Annotated in this window: 17 protein-coding genes; 10 read left to right on the top strand and 7 right to left on the bottom strand. The window is 73.6% G+C overall.

What is annotated here, in order from left to right; all coding sequences use genetic code 11:
- Together JT721_RS09060 and JT721_RS09055 are read left to right on the top strand one after the other, a co-directional pair.
- On the top strand, positions 1–207 hold the full coding sequence (locus JT721_RS09060) for a helix-turn-helix domain-containing protein (RefSeq protein ID WP_205472700.1): 207 nt from the start codon (positions 1–3) through the stop codon (positions 205–207).
- Positions 208–350: 143 nt separating this feature from the next.
- Complete coding sequence (locus tag JT721_RS09055; protein ID WP_205472699.1) at positions 351–6,131, top strand: family 78 glycoside hydrolase catalytic domain; 5,781 nt, start codon at positions 351–353, stop codon at positions 6,129–6,131.
- 97 nt (positions 6,132–6,228) lie between these two features.
- Here the strand turns inward: JT721_RS09055 and JT721_RS09050 are convergent, their stop codons facing one another.
- Together JT721_RS09050 and JT721_RS09045 are read right to left on the bottom strand one after the other, a co-directional pair.
- Positions 6,229–6,474, bottom strand: coding sequence for a DUF3253 domain-containing protein (locus JT721_RS09050; RefSeq protein ID WP_205472698.1), 246 nt, complete (start codon positions 6,472–6,474; stop codon positions 6,229–6,231).
- Positions 6,471–7,322, bottom strand: coding sequence for a PfkB family carbohydrate kinase (locus JT721_RS09045; RefSeq protein WP_205472697.1), 852 nt, complete (start codon positions 7,320–7,322; stop codon positions 6,471–6,473). Before JT721_RS09045 ends, JT721_RS09050 begins: the two co-directional genes overlap by 4 nt.
- 61 nt (positions 7,323–7,383) lie before the next feature.
- On the opposite strand from JT721_RS09045, the gene JT721_RS09040 reads away from it, so the two are divergent.
- Positions 7,384–8,973, top strand: a complete 1,590-nt coding sequence (locus JT721_RS09040; protein WP_205472695.1) for an ATP-dependent DNA helicase RecQ — start codon at positions 7,384–7,386, stop codon at positions 8,971–8,973.
- Positions 8,974–8,975: 2 nt separating this feature from the next.
- Here JT721_RS09040 and JT721_RS09035 read toward each other — a convergent pair whose 3' ends face one another.
- Entirely contained in the window at positions 8,976–9,524 is a 549-nt protein-coding gene (locus JT721_RS09035; protein WP_205472693.1) for a dihydrofolate reductase family protein, read from the bottom strand.
- A gap of 897 nt (positions 9,525–10,421) precedes the next feature.
- Here JT721_RS09035 and JT721_RS09030 point away from each other — a divergent pair.
- The 3 genes from JT721_RS09030 (at position 10,422) to JT721_RS09020 (ending at position 13,658) form a co-directional block, all read left to right on the top strand.
- Positions 10,422–11,642: an HNH endonuclease signature motif containing protein gene (locus JT721_RS09030; RefSeq protein WP_205472692.1), complete on the top strand. Its 1,221-nt coding sequence runs from the start codon at positions 10,422–10,424 to the stop codon at positions 11,640–11,642.
- A 163-nt stretch (positions 11,643–11,805) separates the two neighbouring features.
- Positions 11,806–12,312 carry a SigE family RNA polymerase sigma factor gene (locus JT721_RS09025; RefSeq protein WP_307827964.1) on the top strand — a complete coding sequence of 169 codons (507 nt, stop codon included), beginning with the start codon at positions 11,806–11,808 and terminating at the stop codon, positions 12,310–12,312.
- The gene (locus JT721_RS09020) at positions 12,309–13,658 is read left to right on the top strand and encodes a hypothetical protein (RefSeq protein ID WP_205472690.1); all 1,350 of its coding nucleotides are present in this window, start codon (positions 12,309–12,311) and stop codon (positions 13,656–13,658) included. The genes JT721_RS09025 and JT721_RS09020 overlap by 4 nt, the downstream gene beginning before the upstream one ends.
- Here the strand turns inward: JT721_RS09020 and eda are convergent.
- The 3 genes from eda to zwf are packed head-to-tail and all read right to left on the bottom strand — an operon-like array spanning position 13,604 to position 17,572.
- The gene (eda, locus tag JT721_RS09015; RefSeq protein ID WP_240340416.1) at positions 13,604–14,230 is read right to left on the bottom strand and encodes a bifunctional 4-hydroxy-2-oxoglutarate aldolase/2-dehydro-3-deoxy-phosphogluconate aldolase; all 627 of its coding nucleotides are present in this window, start codon (positions 14,228–14,230) and stop codon (positions 13,604–13,606) included. The two genes, JT721_RS09020 and eda, sit on opposite strands and share 55 nt — an antisense overlap.
- The gene (edd, locus tag JT721_RS09010; protein ID WP_205472688.1) at positions 14,214–16,088 is read right to left on the bottom strand and encodes a phosphogluconate dehydratase; all 1,875 of its coding nucleotides are present in this window, start codon (positions 16,086–16,088) and stop codon (positions 14,214–14,216) included. The genes eda and edd overlap by 17 nt, the downstream gene beginning before the upstream one ends.
- Entirely contained in the window at positions 16,085–17,572 is a 1,488-nt protein-coding gene (zwf, locus tag JT721_RS09005; RefSeq protein ID WP_205472686.1) for a glucose-6-phosphate dehydrogenase, read from the bottom strand. The genes edd and zwf overlap by 4 nt, the downstream gene beginning before the upstream one ends.
- Positions 17,573–17,658: 86 nt before the next feature.
- On the opposite strand from zwf, the gene JT721_RS09000 reads away from it, so the two are divergent.
- The 3 genes from JT721_RS09000 to JT721_RS08990 are packed head-to-tail and all read left to right on the top strand — an operon-like array spanning position 17,659 to position 20,980.
- A complete protein-coding gene (locus JT721_RS09000; RefSeq protein ID WP_205472685.1) occupies positions 17,659–18,849 on the top strand; it encodes an ROK family protein in 1,191 nt (396 codons plus the stop codon).
- Between the two features lie 29 nt (positions 18,850–18,878).
- Positions 18,879–19,955 carry an aldose epimerase family protein gene (locus JT721_RS08995; protein WP_205472684.1) on the top strand — a complete coding sequence of 359 codons (1,077 nt, stop codon included), beginning with the start codon at positions 18,879–18,881 and terminating at the stop codon, positions 19,953–19,955.
- Between the two features lie 29 nt (positions 19,956–19,984).
- Entirely contained in the window at positions 19,985–20,980 is a 996-nt protein-coding gene (locus JT721_RS08990) for an aldo/keto reductase (RefSeq protein WP_205472683.1), read from the top strand.
- A gap of 3 nt (positions 20,981–20,983) precedes the next feature.
- Here the strand turns inward: JT721_RS08990 and JT721_RS08985 are convergent, their stop codons facing one another.
- Positions 20,984–21,355, bottom strand: a complete 372-nt coding sequence (locus JT721_RS08985; RefSeq protein ID WP_205472682.1) for a VOC family protein — start codon at positions 21,353–21,355, stop codon at positions 20,984–20,986.
- A gap of 69 nt (positions 21,356–21,424) precedes the next feature.
- Between JT721_RS08985 and JT721_RS08980 the strand changes: the two genes are divergently transcribed.
- Positions 21,425–22,012: a TIGR03086 family metal-binding protein gene (locus tag JT721_RS08980; RefSeq protein ID WP_205472681.1), complete on the top strand. Its 588-nt coding sequence runs from the start codon at positions 21,425–21,427 to the stop codon at positions 22,010–22,012.
- The last annotated feature ends 6 nt before the right edge of the window (positions 22,013–22,018 follow it).

The raw sequence follows: 22,018 nt of genomic DNA, 5'->3' as shown, positions 1-22,018 counted from the left end.
GTGCCCGACGCTGGGTGGACGCCCGACCACGTCGACCTGCGGATCCTCGGCCACCTGGCCGAGGGCCGCACGGTCGAGTACGTCGCGCGGGCCCTCGGCGTCTCCGAGCGCACCGTGCGGCGGCGGCTGCGCGGCACCTGCGACGCGATCGGCGTCGACTCCACGATCGAGGCGGTCGTGCACGCGGTGCGCCGGGGTTACATCTGACCGAACCCGGTTCACCCCGCTGACCGGATCCGGCCACGCCAGCCACCTTGTGACCGGCGTCACCGTCGTTCTAGGTTGCCTTTGCAACGTTTCAACCTCGGGTCGACGTTGCGCCCAGCCGACCTCAGCGCAAGGACCACCGCATGTCTCCTCGACCCCGGCGCTGGCGACTCCTGGTCGCCGCCCTCGCCACCGCCACCGCCGCCTCGGTCGCGCCGCTCACCCTGGCCGCCCCGGCCACCGCGGCCGACCCCACGCCGGTCACCGTCACCGGACTGCAGACCAACGGCCGCACCGAGCCGCTCGGCATCCCCGGCGAGCCGCCGATGCTGGGCTGGCGCGGCGAGTCGACCGGGCGCGACGTCGTGCAGTCGGCCTACCAGGTGCGGGTCGCCACCAGCGAGGACGACCTGGGGTCGGCGCCGCTGTGGGACACCGGCAAGGTCGTCTCCGACCGCCAGGCCGACGTGACCTACGCGGGACCGGCGCTGGAGTCGCAGGCCCGCTACGTGTGGCAGGTGCGCACCTGGGACGGCGCCGACCAGGCGTCGGCGTGGAGCGAGCCCGCGTCGTTCGAGACCGGCCTGCTCGACTCCGCCGACTGGGGCGACGCCGCATGGATCGGCGCCCCGGCAGGCACCGAGCTGAACCGCTGGACCGACTACACCGTCACCTTCGACTTCAGCATCGACAACCTGCTCTTCGGCACCTACCTGCGCGCGCCCAACCTCAGCAACGGCTACATGTGGCAGGTCAGCGTCGCCGACGGCACGCCGCGGCTGCGGCCGCACAAGAAGGTCAACGGCAACTTCTCGCTGCTGGACAACAAGGACATCTCGGCGTTCGTCAGCACCCAGGAGCTGCTCACCGGGCAGCACACGATGAGCGTCACCTTCGACGGGCCCACGATCACCACGACCCTCGACGGCGACGTGATCGACACCCGCAACGACGCGTCGTTCGACCGGGGCTTCGTCGGGTTCCGCACCGACCAGGCCACCCAGGGCACCGAGGCCCAGACGGTCCACGACGTCCGCGTGGTGGCGAAGAACGGCACGGTGCTGCTCGACACCGACTTCGCGACCGAGGGCAACCCGTTCAGCGGGGGCACCGTCGTCGACGGCGCGCTGCGCTACTCCGGCCGTCAGGACGCGCTCTGGGTCTCGCCCGACGAGCACCTGCCGCTGCTGCGCACCGACTTCTCGACCGCGGCCGGCAAGACCGTCGAGCGGGCCCGCGTCTACGCCACCGCGCGCGGCATCTACGAGCTCGAGCTCAACGGCGAGAAGGTCGGCGACCAGCACCTCGCCCCCGGCTGGACCGACTACCTCGCGCGCTTCCAGCACCAGACCTACGACGTGACCGACCAGGTCCGCACGGGCGACAACGCCTTCGGCGCGATGCTGGCCAAGGGCTGGTGGGCCGGCAAGGTCGGCATGTGGGGCCCCGGCGTCTACGGCACCCAGACCTCGCTGCTGGCCCGGCTGCGCATCGACTACACCGACGGCACCAGCGAGTGGGTCGACACCGACACCGGCTGGTCCACCAGCCCCGGCCCGTGGACCTTCACCGACAACATCGACGGCGAGACCTACGACGCCCGGCGCGCCAAGGCCGGCTGGGAGCAGCCCGGCTACGACGACAGCGGCTGGGCCGCCGCCGTCGTCCGGCCCGCGCCCGCGGCACCCGTGGTGCCGCAGCCCGACGAGCCGGTGCGCACCACCGAGGAGCTCGACACCGTCGTGCGCACCGAGCCCTCGCCCGGTGCGTGGGTCTACGACCTCGGCCAGAACATGGTCGGCGTCGCGCGGATGACCCTCACCGGCCAGGCCGGCCAGACCGTGCGGATCCGCTACGGCGAGGAGCTCAACCCCGACGGCACCCTCTACACCGCCAACCTGCGGGCCGCGAAGGTCACCGACCACTACACCTTCGCAGCCGACGGCACCGTCACCTACGAGCCGACGTTCACCCAGCACGGCTTCCGCTACGTGGAGATCGTCGGCACCGCGACGCCGCCGGCCGCCACGGACGTCACCGGTGTGGTGTGGGGCTCCGACCTCGCCCCGACCGGCCGGCTCGAGACCTCCGACCCGATGCTCAACCAGCTGGCCAGCAACATCTCGTGGGGCCAGCGCGGCAACTTCCTGTCGATCCCCACCGACACCCCGGCCCGCGACGAGCGGCTCGGCTGGACCGGTGACATCAACGTGTTCGCGCCCACCGCGAGCTACCTCACCGACACCCGCGCCTTCCTGGCCAAGTGGCTCACCGACCTGCGCGACGAGGCCCGGCCCAACGGCGACATGCCCGGCATCGCGCCGGTGCCGCCGGGCAACGACCTCGGCACCGGCCTCGGCTGGTCCGACGCGATCGTCACCGTGCCCTACGCCGTGTGGCGCGCCCACGGCGACACCGCGATCCTGCGGCAGAACTACGCGGCCATGCGCACGTTCGTGGAGTTCGTCCGCACCGGCGCCGGCGAGGACCTGATCGACTCCGCCCGCGGCCACTGGGACGACTGGCTGAACCTCGACGACCCGACGCCCACCAGCGTGCTGGGCACCGCCTACTACGCCGAGAACACCCGGATGCTCAGCGAGATGGCCGCCGCGCTCGGCGAGGACGCCGACGCCGCCGAGTACGCCGAGCTGTCCGACGACGTGCGCGTCGCGTTCACCGAGCAGCTGGTCGCGGCCGACGGCACCGTGTCGGGCAACAGCCAGACGGCGTACGCGATGGCGCTCGGCATGGACCTCGTCACCGACGCGGCGCTGCGCGAGAAGGTCGCGGCGAGGTTCGTCGCCAAGCTCGCCTCGCGCAACAACCACCTCTCCACCGGCTTCCTCGGCACCCCGTGGCTGCTGCCGGCGCTGAGCAGCATCGGCCGCGAGGACCTCGCCTGGACCATGCTCACCCACAAGGACTTCCCCTCCTGGGGCTACGAGGTCGAGAACGGCGCCACCACGATGTGGGAGCGCTGGGACTCGATCAAGCCCGACGGCACCTTCGGCGACGTGGGCATGAACTCCTTCAACCACTACGCCTACGGCGCGGTCGGCGACTGGATGTACCGCAACATCGGGGCGATCGCCCCGCTCGACCCCGGCTACAAGAAGATCCGGGTCGCCCCGGTGCCCGGTGGCGGGGTCACCAGCGGAGCCGGTGAGTTCCGCTCGGTCTACGGCACCATCGCCACCGACTGGCAGCTCGACGGCGGTGACCTCGCGCTCGCGGTCGACGTGCCGGTCAACACGACCGCCGAGGTCGTGCTGCCCGCCGACAACGCGTGGGCGGTCACCGAGGGCGGCGCGCTGCTCGACGGCGTCGAGGGCGTCCACGACGTCGTGGACGGCGACGGCACCGTCACCATCACCATCGGCTCCGGCAGCTACGACTTCGCGGTCACCGCGGCCAACGAGGCGCTCGGCGGCGTGCTCGACCTCCTGGTCGACCTGCGCGACCACGTCGACGGGCTGGCCGCCGAGGGCGACCTCGCCGGCGGCGACGCCGACGAGCTCGACGGACGCCTCGTCGCCACCCACGACGACGTCACCGCCGCCCTGCTGGCCACGCTCGACGACGACGACGCGGTCGTCGCCGACGAGCTCCGGTCGGCGCTCGGACGCATCCGCGAGGCCCGCACCTGGCTCGCCGGCTCGTCGGTCGACGCACCGGTGCGCGGCAGCCTCGACCGCCGGCTGTCGGAGATCGAGACCGCGCTGACCCGCTCGACCGCGACCGCGCTCGGCGTCTCGATCTCGCTGCCCCCGGTCGTCGGGGCGGTGCTGCCCGGCACTACGGCGCAGGGCGCCGTCACGGTGACCAACGACGGCGACACCGCCGTCACCGTGTCGGCCGGCTCGGTCACCGTGGCGGGCTGGGAGCCCGTCACGCTCGAGCCCGTCACGGTCGCGGCGGGCGCCTCGGCGCAGCTACCGGTGGCCCTGGCCGTGCCGCAGGACGCCGACCCGGCGTCGTACGACGCTGGGCTGAGCCTGTCGCTCACGATCGGCGACGAGGACTACGAGCTGAGCGACACCTCGGCCGACTGGGTCACCGTCACCTCCGGCCTGGTCGTGGGTGCCGTCACCGGCGCCCTCGACGCCGGCGACCCCGCCGAGCACGCGACGCTGTCGGTGCCGGTGACCAACGAGGGCAGCCGCCCCGTGCGGGCCCGCGTGGTCGCCACCCTGCCCGCCGGCTGGCGGTCGGTGCCCTCCGACGAGGTCGTGGTGCCGGCCGGCGGCAGCGTGACCGCGACCGTGCCGGTGGTCGTCGGGCTCGACCGGGTCGGCGGCCCCACCGCGGTGTCGGTCGCCGTCGTCCGCGGCGGCGCCACCCTGGCGACCAAGGACGCCTCGGTGTCGTTCCCGGTCACCGCGCCGCCGACCGCCGCGGTCGTCGACCACGTCGACTTCGGCAACGGCGCCTCGGAGACCGCGCACGCGCTGATGGCCGCACCCAACAGCGGCACCAACGTGGAGGCCGGCCTGACCCGGCGCTACGCCCACTCGTCCCACCCGGGGTCGTGGTACTCGGTGCTGCTCGACGTCCCGGCGGGCGAGCCGTTCGTGCTGCGGAGCATCGAGACCTTCGACATGCCCCGCACGAAGAAGTACCACGTCTGGATCGACGACGTGCTCGAGCAGACCCAGGTCGTGCCGCGCTCCGAGCCCGGGGTCGGCACCAAGGTGCACGACATCCTCGTCGACACCCCGGCGGCGCTGGCTGCGGCGGCCGACGGCGAGGTGCGGGTGAAGTTCGAGTTCCCGACCGACGCCAGCGGCTTCTTCGACCCCTCGCTGGCCGACACCTGGGTGATCGCCGTGCCCGACGACGAGCAGGCGCCCGACGTGACCGCGGCGGTCACCGCCGGCGTCGCCGGCGACGGGGGCTGGCACCGCTCCGACGTCGAGGTCACGGTCACCGCGGCCGACAACCGCGACGCCGCCCCGGCGGTGCAGACCGGCGAGTCGGCCGGCTGGCAGGACTACACCGGTCCGGTGGCGGTGACCGGCGAGGGCAAGCACACGCTCTCGTACCGGGCCACCGACGCCTCGGGCAACACGTCCGGGACCCGCACCCTGCCGGTGTGGATCGACGCCACGGCGCCGACCACCCAGGTCGCGGTGAAGCGCGGCACCGGGGTCGACTCCTCCGACCGGGCCACGCTGACCTTCACGGCCAGCGACGCGCTCAGCGGCGTGGCCGCGACGTCGTACCGCATCGACGGCGGGCCGTGGCAGCAGGTCGGCGCCGCGCCGGTCGTGGTGGAGGGCTACGGCGACCACGCCGTCGAGCTCACCTCGACCGACGTCGCCGGCAACGCCGAGGTGGTCAGGCAGACCACGATCAGCCTCGCCGACGTCGAGACGGTCGCGGCGGTGACGCTGCCGCAGGTCGGCGGCGCCACCCGGATCGGGGGCACGCTGACCTCCACGACGGGCACGTGGAACACCAAGGGCCTGACCTACGCCCGGCAGTGGTTGCGCAACGGCGTCGCCATCGCGGGCGCGACCGGCGAGACCTACCGGGTCGTCGCGGCCGACGCCGGCACCCGGCTCTCGGTGCGGGTCACTGCCACCAAGGACGGGCTGGCGCCCGGGGCCGCGACCTCGGCGCCGACCGCCCCGGTCGCGAAGGCCGCGTCGACCACGCGCTCCACGGTGAGCAAGGGCAAGGTCAAGGCGGGCAAGAAGGTCAAGGTCACCGCGACCGTGACCGCCGTGGGCGTCCCGGTCACCGGGAAGGTCCAGGTCGTCGTCGACGGCAAGGTGGTGCGGACGCTGGTGCTGAGGTCGGGCAAGGCGTCGACCAAGGTCAAGATCCGCAAGGGCACGCACTCGGTGGTGGTGCGCTACCTCGGGTCCGCCTCGGTCGCCGCCTCGGCCGCACCGGTGCGGAAGGTCCGGGGCACCTGACCGGCTGACCGCACCACCCCCCGGCCCGGCCGCGGCTCCCTTGTCCCGAGGGGCCGCGGCCGGGTCGTCCGCCCGGCCCTGCCCACCTGCGGGGTGGTCAGGCCCGACGGACCCGGATCGGCCCGGTGGCGGTGGCCGGGTCGACCACCTCGCCGCCCTGCGTGACGACGACGAGCCCGGCGGCGACCAGGCGCCGGGCCGCGGCCCGGGCCGGCTCCATCAGGAACCGCCAGTCGTCGCCGCCGACCGCCCGGGCGGCCTCCGAGGGGCAGATGGTCGCCTCGTCGGCCCGCTGCGCGAGCAGGGCGAGGATGGCGCGTTCGAGGTCGGAGTCGCGGCTCACCCGCGCCCGGTACCCCGTGCGCCCACCCGGCCCACGCACTCGGCTGCGGCGGCGGTGCCGGCCCGCACCGCCGCGTCCAGGTCGGCGCCCGCGGCCAGCGCCGCGGCCAGGGTGCCGGCCAGCACGTCGCCCGCGCCCGTGGTGTCGACCGCCTCCACGACGGGGGCCGCGACGTGGCGGCTGCCGGTGCCGTCGGCCAGCTGCGCTCCGTCCGCGCCCAGGGTCACCACGACCGAGCGGGCCCCGGTGCGGCGTCGTACGGCGTCGGCCAGGTCCGCCACGGGGGTGTCGGCCAGCAGCTCGGTGGCCTCCTCCTCGTTGACCACGAGCGGGTCGGCGGCGGCCAGGGTGGCGGGGGAGAGCGCGACCACGGGGGCGGGACTCAGCACCAGCCGGCCGGCCTGCCGGGCGGCGGCCTCGACCGGCCCGGCACCGACCTCGGTCTGGGCGAGCACCACGTCCGCGCCCGCGCACGCGGCGGTCACCTCGGCGTCGGTGAGGGTGGCGTTGGCGCCGGCCCCGACGGCGATGGCGTTCTCGCCGTCGGGGGTGACGGTGATCAGGGCGACGCCGGTGGCGACGTCGGGCCGCACCGCGACGTGGGCGGGGTCGACCCCCGCGGCGCGCAGCTCGGCGAGCTGCTCGCGGCCGGCGTCGTCGTCGCCCACGGCTGCGCAGAGCACGACGTCCGCACCCGCCCGGGCGGCGGCGACCGCCATGTTGGCGCCCTTGCCGCCGCTTGTGCGCACCGGTCCGTCGCCGACCACCGTCTCGCCGGCGCGCGGCCGGCGTGAGACCCGCACCACGAGGTCCTGGTTGATGCCGCCCACGACCACCACGCGCCCCATGCCGGCCAGTGTGGCAGCCGCCACGCGTCTGCCGCGTCGTCCGACTGGTCACCGCTGCTCCATGGACGCGGCGGAGGCGACGGCGGTCGCGCACGAGGTCTTCGGCCACGACGGCCTCCACCCGGAGCAGGCGCGGGTCGTGGCCGCGCTGCTCGAGGGGCGTGACGTGCTGCTGGTCGCACCGACGGGCGCGGGCAAGTCGCTGTGCTACCAGCTGCCGGGGGTGCTGCTCGGCGGCTGCACGCTGGTGGTGTCGCCGCTGCTGGCCCTCCAGCGCGACCAGGTCTCGGCGCTCGACGCGCTCGGCCCACGCACCCGCGCCGGGGCGCTGGCCTCCGACGTGGGGGAGGGCGCGCGGCGCGAGGTCCTCGACGCGGCTCGCGACGGGTCGCTGCGCTTCCTGTTCCTGGCCCCGGAGCAGCTGGCCCGCGAGGACGTGCGGGCCGAGCTGGCGACGCTGCCGCTGTCGCTGGTCGCGGTCGACGAGGCCCACTGCGTCTCGGGCTGGGGCCACGACTTCCGCCCCGACTACCTCCGCCTCGGCGAGCTGCTCGCCGACCTCGACGCTCCGACCGTCGCGCTGACCGCGACCGCCGCCGCCCCGGTCCGCGACGACGTGGTCGACCGGCTGCGCCTCGACGACCCGGTGCGGATCGTCACCGGCTTCCGCCGCCCCAACCTCTCGCTCGTGGTGCGCCCGGCCCCGGACGGCGACGAGCAGCGCCGGCTGGCCGCCGAGCTCGTCACCGAGCACCCGCCCGGCACGTGCGGCATCGTCTACTGCCGCACCCGCCGCGCCACCGAGCGCCTGGCCGGCGACCTGGCCGAGCAGGGCGTCGCCGCGGCGGCGTACCACGCGGGGCTGCGGGCGAGCCTGCGCCGCGAGGTGCACGACGCCTTCCAGGCCGGGGACGGCCGGGTCGACGTGGTGGTCGCGACGTCGGCGTTCGGCATGGGGATCGACAAGCCCGACGTGCGGTTCGTCGTCCACGCCCAGGCACCGGAGTCGCCCGACACCTACCACCAGGAGGCCGGGCGGGCCGGCCGCGACGGAGAGCCCGCGGTCGTCACGCTCGTGCACCGGCCCGAGGATCTCGCGCTGGGACGGTTCTTCTCCTCCGGGGTGCCGCGCGAGGAGCACGTCCGTGAGGTCCTCGACGCCGTCGAGCGGCTCGGCTCCCGCGACCCCCGCCAGGTGGCGGCGGACACCGGGCTCGGCCCGCGCCGCACCGGCCGGATCCTGAACCTGCTCGACCTCGTCGGCGACGCCGTCGACGCCGACGACGCCGTGGTCGCCGCGGTCGACCGGGCCGAGGCGGTGCGGGCGCTGCAGCGCTCGCGCGTCGACATGATGCGCGAGTACGCCGAGACCGACCGCTGCCGGGCGGCGTTCCTCGAGGCCTACTTCGGGGAGCAGCCCGACGACCTCTGCGGCACCTGCGACAACTGCCGCGCCGGCGTCGCGGCCGAGCGGGTCGACGAGACCGCCGACGGCTACGCCGTCCACGAGGTGCTGCGTCACCGCGAGTTCGGCGTCGGCACCGTCACCGACGTCGAGGAGGACCGGCTGACGGTCCTCTTCGACGACGTCGGCTACCGCACGCTCTCGTCCCAGGTCGTCGCCGACGAGGGGCTGGTCGAGCCGGCCTGACCTCAACCGCGCGGGCGGTACTCGAGGTAGGTGACGCCGTTCTCGATCACCTCGTGGTGGTCGAGGTCGAGCACGTGCTTCGGCGTCCCCTCGAAGAGCCGCTGCCCGCTGCCGACCACGACCGGGTGCACGAGCAGGTGCAGCCGGTCGAGCAGCCCGTGGCGCAGCAGCCACCGCACGGTGGTCGCGCTGCCGGACATCTGGATGTCGCCCTCGGTGGCGTCGCGCACCTCCCGCAGCCGCGCCGCCACCGCGTCCTCCGACCCGCCGAGCACGGTGGTGCCCGCCCAGGCCGACTCGGTGATCGTGTTGCTGAGCACGTACTTGTCGATGCGGTTGAAGAAGTCGGCGATCTCGCCGTCCTCGCTGGTGGGCCAGTACGCCGCCCACTCGTCGTGCAGCCGCCGTCCCATGAGGAACGCCCCGGCGGTGGCCATCCCCCGCCCGACGACCTCCCCCATCTGGTCGCTCCAGAAGTCGAAGTGCCACTGGTCGGGGGCCTCGACGACGCCGTCGAGGGAGATGAAGAAGCTGGAGATGATGCGGGCCATGGTGACTCCTCTGTCGTGGGTTGCTGTCACTTCCTCCACGAACGGGGTGGGGCGGATACGACAGGGCGTGGCGGTTGGTTTGGGGAAGTTCGGCGCTCCGCTGGCTGAGGAACGACGAAGGCGTGTCTCGAAACCGCGTGGGACGACCGCCTCCCGGGCGTTGGTTGAGGTGCGAGAAGCGCTAGCGACGAGCCTCGAAACCTGGTGAGCCGAGCGCCCTCCCTTGCTCGGGATTCGGGTCCCCCCGCCGGTGACTCGGGGCGCCCGCGCGCCTAGCAGGCCGACGCTCGCCGTCAAGGATTCCCTGCGGCGCCTTCGGCGTCCTTGACCGCGAGCCTCGGTCGGCCTGCTGTCACGGTGCACTGCCGGCGCTCGCAAGCTCGCGCCGCCAGTGCCTGCTGTCACGGTGCACTGCCGGCGCTCGCAAGCTCGCGCCGCCAGTGCCTGCTGGTACGGCGCACTGCCGGCGCTCGCAAGCTCGCGCCGCCAGCAGGTGCGGGCTTCGCGCATCGCTGGTTGAGGAGGGACGAAGTCCCTCACTCGTTGCCCGGTGAGACGACAGCCCTCCCGCAACCGCCGTAGCCAGCCCAGGTTTCGCCGAGCCGTCGTTAATTAACGACGGCTCGGCGCACCGCGACGACAACAAGCGCCGGGTCGGCGATACCCCGATGCGCATTCGGTGGGGACGGAGGGCGTTCGGTGCGGGGGTTTCGAGACAGTCGCTAGCGCGACTTCCTCAACCACCGGGCGCTGGTTGAGGTGCGAGGAGCGCTAGCGACGAGCCTCGAAACCAAGCCCCACGACCCAGGTAACGATCGGGTCACAACCCCGAATCCCCGTTGTGGACAACGCGAAAACCGGCCCTGGACTGTCGGTGGTCGGTGCTTGGGTAGAGGCATGACAGCGAAGGCCACACCCCACGGACGGCACCGCATCTCGCGGGCTGTCGCGGAGGTGCGCGCCACGCTGGCCGAGGTCGGGGAGCTGCCGCTGTGGAGCATGCCCGCCCCTGAAGCCGCCGTGACCCTCACCGAGCTCGCGAAGCTCAAGAGCCAGGTCGCCGCTCTCGAGCTCCGGCTCGCCAAGCACGCCCAGACCCAGCACGTCGAAGCCGCCTCCGGCGCCACCAGCACCGCGGCGTGGCTCGCCGTCGCCACCCACGCCACCCGCCGCGACGCGTCCAGGACGATGCGGCTGGCCGGGCAGCTGGACACCATGCCCGTCGTCGCCCGGGCGCTTGGACGGGGCGACCTGTTGCTGGAGCAGGCCGAGGTCATCGCCCGCGCGATCGACAAGCTCCCCGACGGCACCGACCCGCAGATCCGAGAGCAGGCCCAGGCCAAGCTCGTCGACCTCGCCCAGCACCACGACGCCAAGGACCTGACCGTCTTCGGCAACCGCATCCTCGACATCGTCTCCCCCGAGGTCGGCGAAGCAGCCGAGGCCAAGGCGTTGGAGCGCGAGGAGCGCGAGGCCGAGAAGGCGTGCAAGCTCACCATGCTCGACGACGGCGAAGGCCGGACCCACGGCCGGTTCGTCATCCCCACCCTGCACGCCGAAGCCCTCAAGAAAGCGCTGTTCGCGCACGCCGCGCTCACCCACGACAAGGTCACCTCGCAGACACTGGGCCAGGCGTTCTGCGACTACATCCTCCGCTACCCCGCAGACCGGCTCCCGCAGCGCGGCGGCGTCAACGCCACCGTCGTGGTCACCATCCCGCTCGCGGTGCTCGAAGGACGGCTCGCGGCCTGCGAGCTCGACACCGGCACCCGGATCAGCCCCGGCGCCGCCCGCAGGCTCGCCTGCGAAGCCGGACTCATCCCCGCCGTGCTCGACGGCCAGTCCCAGGTCCTCGACCTCGGCCGCACCCGACGCCTCTTCACCACCCCCCAACGCATCGCCCTCGGCCTCGAGCAGAAGACCTGCCGCTCCGAGGGCTGCGACCGCCCCGCCTCCACCTGCGAGGCCCACCACCGAGTCCGCTGGACCGACGGCGGCAACACCGACCTCCGCGACGGCGTCCTCCTCTGCCCCTCACACCACCAACGAGCACACGACCCCGCGTACAAGACCGCCTACCTACCGACCGGCAAGGTCCAGTTCCACAGGCGAACGTGAGACCTCGTTGACTCAGGAACTTGCGTAGCGAGTGTCCAGACCTCCGGACGACGGGCTACTGCCGCTGGTCTCATCTGGTCTTCCTGCCAGCCCCACCGTCGAGGCCAATAGGTGCTTCGGCGAGCACCCACCCGGACCGGACCCACCGTGCGTGAATACGGGTGTGGAGGAGTTCGAGAGTTGGGTAAGGGCGCGGCAGGCTGCGCTCGCCCGGTCGGCGTACCTCTTGACCGGTGACCTCCACCTCGCAGAGGACCTTCTGCAGGAGACACTGGCCCGGGTCGCCGCACGCTGGCATCGGCTGGACCGGTCGAGGCCGCCGTCTGCCTACGCCTCCACCGTGATGCACCGCCTGGCGATCGACGCCTGGCGCCGCCGCCGCGTCCGCCCCGCTGAGGTGCTCAGCGACCAGCACCCGGAGCTGGGCGGTCACGGAGCGGACGTCGAACGCCGGCTGGTGCTCCGCGACGCACTGGCGAGGCTGACGCCGAAGCAGCGGGCGGTGCTGTCGCTTCGCTTCTACGAGGACCTGACCGAGGTCCAGACCGCTGACGTGCTCGGAATCTCGGTCAGCACCGTCAAGACCACGGCCCGTGACGCGCTGACCCGACTGCGGGCCGTGGCGCCCGACCTGCTGGCCGACGCCATCGAGGATGGGAGCGCCCGATGAGCCACAACTCCCTTGACGACCTGCTCGTCCAGGTTCCCGACCATGTGCGTCCGGATGTGGGCGCCGCCTGGTCCACCGGCCGACGGCGGGTGCGCCGACGACGGCTCACCGGCGTTGCGGCCGCCACTGCTGCGGTCGTCCTCGCCGCGACCCTGGTGACGACGTGGCACCAGGACCGGTCCATCGAGCCCGCGCCGAGCCCCGACGGCCGCCCTTCCGTCGACGGTTACCCAGTCCGCGTCGGGCCCCAGCTGTGGGAGCGGGAGCTGCCCGCCCGGCCGGGCCCGGTCGCCGGCTTCGTGATGTCCGAGCCTGTCGACGACGACCTCGAGAAGCTGCACGTCGTCAGCAAGTCGGGCCGCACCTGGTTCGTGCCCCGTGGCGAGCGACACGTCGACTTCATGCCAGCCCTCAGCGACGACGGCACCCGGCTGGGCTACCAGGCCGGGCCCGACGAGTACGTGGTGCGCGACCTGGTGACCGGCGCCGTGGTGTCCTACCCGGTGAGCGACAACCTAGGAGACGATGCCCGGCAGCCGTTCATGACGCAGGGACAGATTCCGGCCTGGTGGTCACGGGACGGTCGCCAGCTGGTCCTGAGCGCGTGGCGGCTGACGCACCCGGAGGACTCCTTCGTCGTCCTCGACCTCGAGGGCGGTGTGCGGCCCCTGCCCGCACCCGACCTGTCGGGAAACGTGGTGGGCTGGACCCCGGACGGTGCCATCGCCTGGCTCATCGACGGGACGAGTCGGCGGGAGGCGCTGCTGGTCCTCACCGATGACCGGGGGGCCGAGCTGGACCGCATGCCGCTCACGGTCCCAGACGGCTACCGCTTGGAGCTCCACCAGTGGAACGGGTCGTTGTCCCCAGCCGGCACCCGCGTAGTGCTGCTCGCGCAGGGCCCCGGCCTCGAGGAGACAGGATTCGTCTTCGACCTCGCGTCGGGCGAGATCGTGGCGAGCGGGGACGCCTCGGACCGCGCGAGCCTGTGCACCGCCAGCTGGATCGGGGAGGCACCCCTGTTCGCCGTCTCGGAGAGGGACGACCCGGAGGACGCAGATCCTGGCGCCGGGCTCGTGAGCCTTGCCGGTGAGGCGGTCAGCGTCGTCGAACCGGGGTTGGACCCGCACTGCTTCCACCTGACGCCGGGAGCGCTCGCCGGGAACCGGACGGCGGGACCCTCGACCTGGCTGTTCGGCACGGCGACCGGGTGGCTCTCGTGGAACTGGGCCTACGTCCTGACCGCGACGGGCCTGCTGGTGCTCGCTGTCCTGACCGCTCTGCGGGTGCGTCAGCGCAGGGCGGCGGCCTCCCGCGCCAAGGACTCGACGCGCGCCCAGTCCTGAGCGGCGACGGCGTCCTTGGGGGTGAGCCACGAGCCCCCGACGCACCCCACGTTCGGGAGGGCGAGGTACGTCGGGGCGCTCGCGGCGGTGATGCCGCCGGTCGGGCAGAACCGGGCGGCGGGCACCGGGGACGCGACCGAGGACAGGTAGGTCGCGCCACCGGCGGCTTCGGCGGGGAAGAACTTCATCTCGGTGAAGCCGGCCTCGAGCACGGCCAGCACCTCCGAGACGGTGGACGTGCCGGGCAGGAACGGCAGGCCGGTGTCGGCCATCGCGCCCAGCAGGGTCGGGGTCGAGCCGGGGGAGACCAGGAACCGGGCGCCGGCGTCGAGCGCCTGCTTCGCCTGGCCGGGCGACGTGATCGTGCCGGCGCCCACCAGGATCTCGGGGACCTCGTCGGCGACCGCACGAATCGCGTCGAGCGCGACCGGGGTGCGCAGGGTCAGCTCGATCGCGGGCAGCCCGCCGGCGACGAGCGCCCGGGCCAGCGGTACGGCGTCCTCGACCCGGTCGACGACGACGACCGGCAGTACGGGTACGACGGACAGCAGTGACTCAGACGGGCTGGACAACGGGTGCCTCCTGGGTGGCGGTCGGGGCGGCGTACGACGGGAACACGCTCGCGCCGGCGTCGGCGGGGCCGACGGTGGCGCGGAACGCGGCGAACAGCTCGCGGCCCGTGCCCGCCCACTCCTCGCCCTCGGGAGCCCGGCCGGTCGGCACCCGCGACTGCAGCGCGAACACGTCGTCGACGGTGAGCACGCCCCGCTCGCCGTCGACGGTCACGACGTCGCCGTCGCGCACCCGCGACAGCGGGCCGCCGACGGCGGCCTCGGGGGTGACGTGGATGGCGGCCGGCACCTTGCCCGACGCGCCCGACATCCGCCCGTCGGTGACGATCGCGACCCGCTGGCCGCGGTCCTGGAGCACGCCGAGCGCGGGGGTCAGCTTGTGCAGCTCGGGCATGCCGTTGGCGGCCGGCCCCTGGTAGCGCACCACCGCCACGAAGTCGACGCCGTCGAGCCGCCCGGCGCCGAACGCCTCGAGGAAGTCGTGCTGGTCGTCGAAGACGATCGCGGGCGCGGTCACGACCCGGTGCTCGGGCTTGACCGCGGAGGTCTTGATCACCGCGGTGCCGAGCGGGCCGGTGAGCACCTTGACGCCGCCGTCGGGCGCGAACGGGTCGTCGGCCGGGCGCAGCACGTCGAGGTCGAGGCTGGTCTTCGGCCCCTCCTCCCAGGTGAGGTCCTCGCCGCGCAGCACCGGCTCGCGGGTGTAGTGGTGCAGCCCGAGGCCGGCGATGGTGCGGACGTCGTCGTGCAGCAGCCCGGCGCGCAGCAGCGTGTGCACCAGGAAGCCGATGCCGCCGGCCGCCTGGAAGTGGTTGATGTCGGCCGAGCCGTTGGGGTAGATGCGGCACAGCAGCGGCACCACGGCCGACAGCTCCGAGAGGTCGTCCCACGTCAGGTGGATGCCGGCCGCGCGAGCGATCGCCACCAGGTGCAGCGTGTGGTTGGTGGAGCCGCCGGAGGCGAGCAGGGCCACGCAGGCGTTGACGATCGCCTTCTCGTCGACCACCTCGCCCACCGGGGTCGGGTCGCCACCCTGGCGGGTGATGCCGACCGCGCGCTCGGCCGCGGCGCGGGTCAGCGCCTCGCGCAACGGGGTGCCGGGGTTGACGAACGACGAGCCCGGCAGGTGGAGGCCCAGCACCTCCATCAGCAGCTGGTTGGAGTTGGCGGTGCCGTAGAAGGTGCAGGTGCCGCGGGAGTGGTACGACGCCGCCTCGGCCTCGAGCAGCTCCTCGCGGCCGACCTTGCCCTCGGCGTAGAGCTGGCGCACCTTCGCCTTCTCGCCGTTGGGCAGGCCCGACGCCATCGGCCCGGCGGGCACGAACACGGTCGGCAGGTGGCCGAACGACAGCGCGCCGATCAGCAGCCCCGGCACGATCTTGTCGCAGACGCCGAGCATCAGGGCGCCGTCGAACATGTCGTGCGACAGCGCGATCGCCGCCGACATCGCGATGACGTCGCGGCTGTAGAGCGAGAGCTGCATGCCGTCGCGACCCTGGGTGATCCCGTCGCACATGGCCGGCACGCCGCCGGCGACCTGGGCCAGCCCGCCGGCCCGGATCGCGGCCTGCTTGAGCACCGGCGGGTAGTCGCCGTAGGGCTGGTGGGCCGAGAGCATGTCGTTGTAGGACGTGACGATCGCCAGGTTGGGCTTGGTCCGGCCGCGGAGCGCCGCCTTGTCGGCGGGCTCCGCGGCCGCGAAGCCGTGCGCGAGGTTCGCGCACGCCAACCGGCCCCGTGCCGGGCCGCGGTCGGCGGCGGCACGGATCCGGTCGAGGTACGCCGTGCGGGTGACGGCGCTGCGCTCGGTCAGCCGCGCGGTGACCGCGGCGACGACGGGGTGGACGGGAGTGGTCACTGGTCGGACTCCTGCCAGGTACGGCCGTCGCGCTCGAGGAGCGTGGCGGCGGCGGTGGGCCCGCTGGTGCCGGCGGGGTAGCGCTGCGGGCGGTCGGGCGACGACGCCCACCGCTGGAGGATCGGCTCGACCCAGGTCCACGCGGCCTCGACCTCGTCGCGGCGCATGAACAGCGTCGGGTTCCCCTTCATCACGTCCATGAGCAGCCGCTCATAGGCCTCCGGCGACCGCTCGCTGAACGTCGTGGCGTAGCTCAGGTCGAGCGAGACCGGCCGCAGCCGGATGCCGCCGGGGCCGGGCTCCTTGGCGGTCATCGAGAGCCGCATGCCCTCCTCGGGCTGCACCTGGATGTGCAGCCGGTTGGGCCCGGTCACGCCCTCGCTGTGGGGGAACATCGCGTGCGGCGGCTCCTTGAAGACCACCACGATCTCGCTGATCTTCTGGTCCATCCGCTTGCCGGTGCGCAGGTAGAAAGGCACGCCGGCCCAGCGCCAGTTCTGCACCTCGGCGCGGATCGCCACGAAGGTCTCGGTGCGCGAGCCCGGGTGGCCCAGGTCGTCGTCGTAGGACGGCACGACCGCGCCGTCGACGACCCCCTGGGTGTAGCGGCCGCGGACGGTGTCGCGGTCGACCTCCTCGGGGCTCATGATCTTCAGGGCCTGCAGCACCTTGAGCTTCTCGTCGCGCACGGTCTCGCGGCCGACGTACGTCGGGGGCTCCATCGCGACCAGGCAGAGGAGCTGGAGCAGGTGGTTCTGCACCATGTCGCGCAGCGCGCCGGAGGAGTCGTAGTAGCCGCCCCGGTCGCCGACGCCGAGCGACTCGGCCACGGTGATCTGCACGTGGTCGACCCACCGCGAGTTCCACAGCGGCTCGAGGAAGGTGTTGGCGAACCGGGTGACGAGGAGGTTCTGCACGCTCTCCTTGCCGAGGTAGTGGTCGATGCGGAAGATCTGCGACTCCTCGAAGACCCGGCCGACGGCGTCGTTGATCCGTCGGGCCGACTCGAGGTCGGTGCCGATGGGCTTCTCCAGCACCACGCGTGCCGACTCGTCGACGACGCCGGCCTGCTCGAGGCGCTCGCAGATCGGGCCGAAGAGCGCGGGGGCGACGGCGAGGTAGAACACCCGGCTCGAGACCTCGGGACGGTCCTTGAGCAGGCCGTGCAGGAGGTGCCAGCCGTCGTCGCTGCGGGCGTCGAGCTTCAGGTGGTGCACCCGGGCGAGGAGCCGCTCGACGGTGGGCTGGTCGAGGTCGCCGACGTGCTCGGCGAGGCCGTCGCGGACGACGGCGCGGTAGGCGTCGTCGCCCATCTCGGAGCGGGAGATGCCCACGACGCGGGTGTCGTCGGGCAGCTGCCCCTCGAGGTCGCGGTGGTAGAGCGCGGGCAGGAGCTTGCGGAGCGCGAGGTCACCGGTGCCGCCGAAGACGACGACGTCGCAGGCGGGGAGCGCGGTGGCGAGCTCCGAGGTCGGAAGGGTCACTCCACAACGGTAGGACGTTAGTCTGCACTCGGCAAGCACTACTTATGACTTTTGCTGACAGAAGGGACCGCACTTAGGATGCCCGCATGACCGACTCCGCCGGCGAGGTGCTCGACCTCGTGCGCAGCGGCCGGGCCGCCACCCGGTCCGACCTGCGTCGGCTCACCGGCATGTCGCGCACCGCCGTGGTCAGCCGGGTCACCGCCCTCGCCGACGCCGGGCTGCTGCTCCTCGGCGAGGAGCTCGCCTCGACCGGCGGCCGCCCGCCGGGCAGCCTGGTCTTCAACGCCTCGGCCGGCGTGGTGCTGGCCGCCGCGATCGGCCGCTCCCGCTCCCAGCTCGCCGTCTTCGACCTCGCCGGCGCCCAGCTCTCCGAGTCGGCCGTCGACCACGAGATCGGGGCCGGTCCCGACGCGGTGATGCCGCCCGTGGTCGACCACCTGCGCGCGCTGCTCGCCGACCGTCACGGCCTGGTCGACGCCCCGGTGCTCGGCATCGGCGTCAGCCTCCCGGGCACGGTCGACCCGGTGCGCGGCGTCAGCATCGACTCCCCGGTGATGGGCGGCTGGGACGGCGCCGACCTCGCGCCGTACTTCGCCGAGGTGGCCGCCGCCGGCATCTTCGTCGGCAACGACGCCGACGTGCTCGCCCGCTCCGAGCGGCTCGGCCACGCCGCCACCCACCGCGACCTCGTGGTGGTCAAGGCCTCCACCGGTCTCGGCCTCGGCATCCTCGCCGAGGGCCGGGTGGTCTCCGGCCACCTCGGCGCGGCCGGCGAGATCGGCCACACCAAGGTCGACGCCGCCAGCGGCAAGCCCTGCCGGTGCGGCGACACCGGCTGCCTCGAGACCATCGCCGGCGGCTGGTCGCTCGTCGCCCGGATGGCCGAGGCCGGCCACCCCGTCGACCACGTCCGCGACGTCGTCGCGCTCGCCGTCGCCGGCGACCCCGAGGCCAAGGCGTTGCTGCGCGAGAGCGGTCGCCGCCTCGGCGAGGTGCTGGCGGTGGCGATCAACCTGCTCAACCCCCAGGCCGTCGTGGTCGGCGGCGACATGGCGGCGGCGTTCGACGTCTACACCGCCGGCGTCCGCGAGAGCGTCTACGCCCGCGCCTCGGCCCTGGCCACCCGCGACCTGCAGTTCCTCCCCTCGACGTACGGCGAGCGCGCGGGGCTGGTCGGCTGCGCCGCGATGGCGCTGGACCAGGTGCTCAGCCCCGCCGCCGTCGACGCGCGGCTCTCCGCGCGGCCGGCGCCCGCGGCCACCGTCGGCTCCTGACCGCGGCCCCGGAGGGCTACCGTTCCGGCATGCGCGTGACCGAGTTCGGCACCATGCCCGACGGCCGCCCGGTGCGGTGCCTGGAGATCGGCTCCGTCCCCGGCGCCGTCGTCGAGGTGATCACCCTGGGGGCCACCGTGCACCGGCTCGAGGTGCCCTGCGGCGACGGCGCCCGGCGCAACGTCGTGCTCGGCCACCCCGACCCCGAGACCCGGCTGGCCTCCACCGACTACATCGGCGGCACCATCGGTCGCTACGCCAACCGGATCGCCCAGGGCAGGTTCGAGCTCGACGGCACCGAGGTGGCGGTCGAGACCCACGACCGCGGCAACTCGCTGCACGGCGGGCCCGACGGCTTCGACCGTCGGCTGTGGACGGTCACCGAGCACGGCGACGACAGCCTCGCCCTCGAGCTGGTCAGCCCGGACGGCGACATGGGCTTCCCCGGCACCGTCACCGCCCGGGTGCGCTACCGGGTCGAGGGCACCACCGTGCACGTGGACCTCGAGGCCACCACCGACGCGCCGACCGTGGTCAACCTGACCAACCACGCCTACTTCAACCTCGACGGCGAGGGCGCCGGCACCGTCGACGACCACCTGCTCCGGGTCGACGCCGACGACTACACCCCCATCGACGCCACCGGCATCCCGCCGGCCGGGCACGCGCCGGTCGCCGGCACGCCGTTCGACTTCCGCGTCGCCAGCCCGATCGGACCGGCCCTGCGCCAGGCCCACGAGCAGGTCGAGTCGGCCCGCGGCATCGACCACAACTACGTCGTCCGGGGCTCGGGCCTGCGCACCGCCGCGGTGCTCGAGTCGCGCCGCACCCGCACCCGGCTCGACCTGCGCGCCGACCAGCCCGGGCTGCAGGTCTACACCGGCAACTTCCTCGACGGCTCCCGTCGGTCGACCGTGGGCGCGCTCTACCGGCAGGGCGACGGCATCGCGCTGGAGCCCCAGCTCTTCCCGGACTCACCGAACCACCCGGAGTGGCCAACCGCGGTACTCCGGCCGGGCGAGACCTACCGGGCCACGATCGCGTGGCTGTTCAGCGCGTCCGCCGACCACGACGCTTCGCCCGGTTGCGAGACTGTCCCCGGATGACCTCCCCCCGACTCGCCGAAGGACTCCGAATGCAGCAGCGCACCCTGGGCCGCACCGGCCGACCCGTCTCCGTCGTCGGCCTCGGCACCTGGCAGCTCGGCGCCGACTGGGGCGACGTGTCCGAGTCGGCCGCCCGCGAGGTGCTCGAGGCCTCCGCCGAGGCCGGCGTCACCTTCTACGACACCGCCGACGTCTACGGCGACGGCCGCAGCGAGCGGATCGTCGGGGCGTTCGTGAAGGCCCACCCCGACGCCGGGTTCACCGTAGCCACCAAGATGGGCCGACGCGTCGACCAGCTGCCGGAGAACTACCACCCCGACAACTTCCGGCAGTGGATCGACCGGTCCCGCCGCAACCTCGGCGTCGACACCGTCGACCTGGTGCAGCTGCACTGCCCGCCCTCGGCGACCATCGACGACGACGCGACCTACGACGCCCTCGACGCGCTGGTGGCCGACGGGTCGATCGCCGCGTACGGCGTCTCGGTCGAGACCTGCGACCAGGCGCTGTCGGCGATCGCCCGGCCGGGCGTGGCGTCGATCCAGATCATCCTCAACGCGTTCCGGCTCAAGCCGCTCGACGAGGTGCTCCCCGCCGCCGAGGCCGCCGGCGTGGGCATCATCGCCCGGGTGCCGCTGGCCTCGGGCCTGCTGAGCGGCAAGTACGACGCGACCACGACGTTCGCCCCCGACGACCACCGCAGCTACAACCGCGACGGCAGCGCCTTCGACGTCGGCGAGACCTTCTCCGGCGTCGACTACGAGACCGGCGTCGCGGCCGCCCAGGAGTTCAGCGCGCTGGTCGCCGCCGAGGGCCCGGACGGCGCCACCGCGGCGCAGGCGGCGCTCGCGTGGTGCTGGCAGCTGCCGGGCTCGACGACGGTCATCCCCGGCGCGCGCAACGCCGAGCAGGCGCGCGCGAACGCCGCCGCCGGCGACCTGCCGCCGCTGTCGGAGGGGCTGCTCGCCGGGGTTCGCCGGATCTACGACGAGCGGTTCCGCGCCGCGGTGCACGCCCGCTGGTAGCGGCTACTGGCCGAGCACGGCCTCGGTCTCGTGGGTGCCGGAGACGCAGAACTCGTTGCCGTCGGGGTCGGTGAGGGTCACCCACCGGAAGTGCTCGTCGCCGCGTCGCTCGACCAGCCCGGCCCCCACCGCGACCAGCCGGTCGACCTCGGCGTCGAGGTCGTCGGCGGTCAGGTCGAGGTGGAGCCGGTTCTTGCCCGGCGTCGGGTCGTCGACCTTCTGGAAGGCGAGCAGCACCGGCCCGCCGGAGACCATGAGGTAGGTCTGGTCGCCGAACGGGTCGGCGATCTGCCCGCCCACCTGCTCGGACCACCAGCGCGCCAGCGCGGCGGCGTCCGTCGTGTCGAAGGTGACCATGCCAACTGAGATCGTCATGGCCGCAGGCTAGGGGCGGGCGCCGACAGCACCGATGAGTCCGGGCCCCCTGCCCGGGTCTGCACCGGCATGGAGACCCCACTCGACCTGCGTCCCGCCACCTCGACCCTCGCCGCCCTGGTGCGCGGCGTCCGCGACGACCAGCTCGGCGGCCCGACCCCGTGCCCCGACTACACCGTCGCCGACCTGCTCGACCACGTCGGCGGCCTGGCCCTGGCCTTCACCGCGGCCGCCCGCAAGGAGGTGCTCGACGGCGCCGGCGCGCCCGGTGACGGCTCCCGGCTGCCCGACGGCTGGCGCGACGCGTTCGCCGCCCACCTCGACGAGCTGAGCTCGGCCTGGCTCGACCCGGCGGCGTACGACGGCACCACGATGGCCGGCCCCGTCGAGATGCCGGGGTCGGCCGCCGCGCTGGTGGCGCTGGACGAGGTGATCGTCCACGGCTGGGACCTCGCGGTCGCCACCGGCCAGCCGTTCTCGGCCGATCCCGGTCTGGTGGAGGCGAATCTCGGCTTCGTCCTCTCCTTCGAGCCTCCCGAGGACGGCGCCGCGGACGACGGCGGCCTGTTCGGCCCGCCCGTCGCCGTACCCGACGACGCGCCCGCCCTCGACCGCCTCCTGGGCGCCACCGGCCGCGACCCGGCCTGGACCCCCTGATCGATT

Origin of the sequence: Nocardioides sp. SYSU D00038, assembly GCF_016924665.1 — a bacterium.
Classification (GTDB): domain Bacteria; phylum Actinomycetota; class Actinomycetes; order Propionibacteriales; family Nocardioidaceae; genus Nocardioides.
Note: the sequence above shows the minus strand (reverse complement) of the source record. Positions and strands in the feature narration are given on the sequence as shown.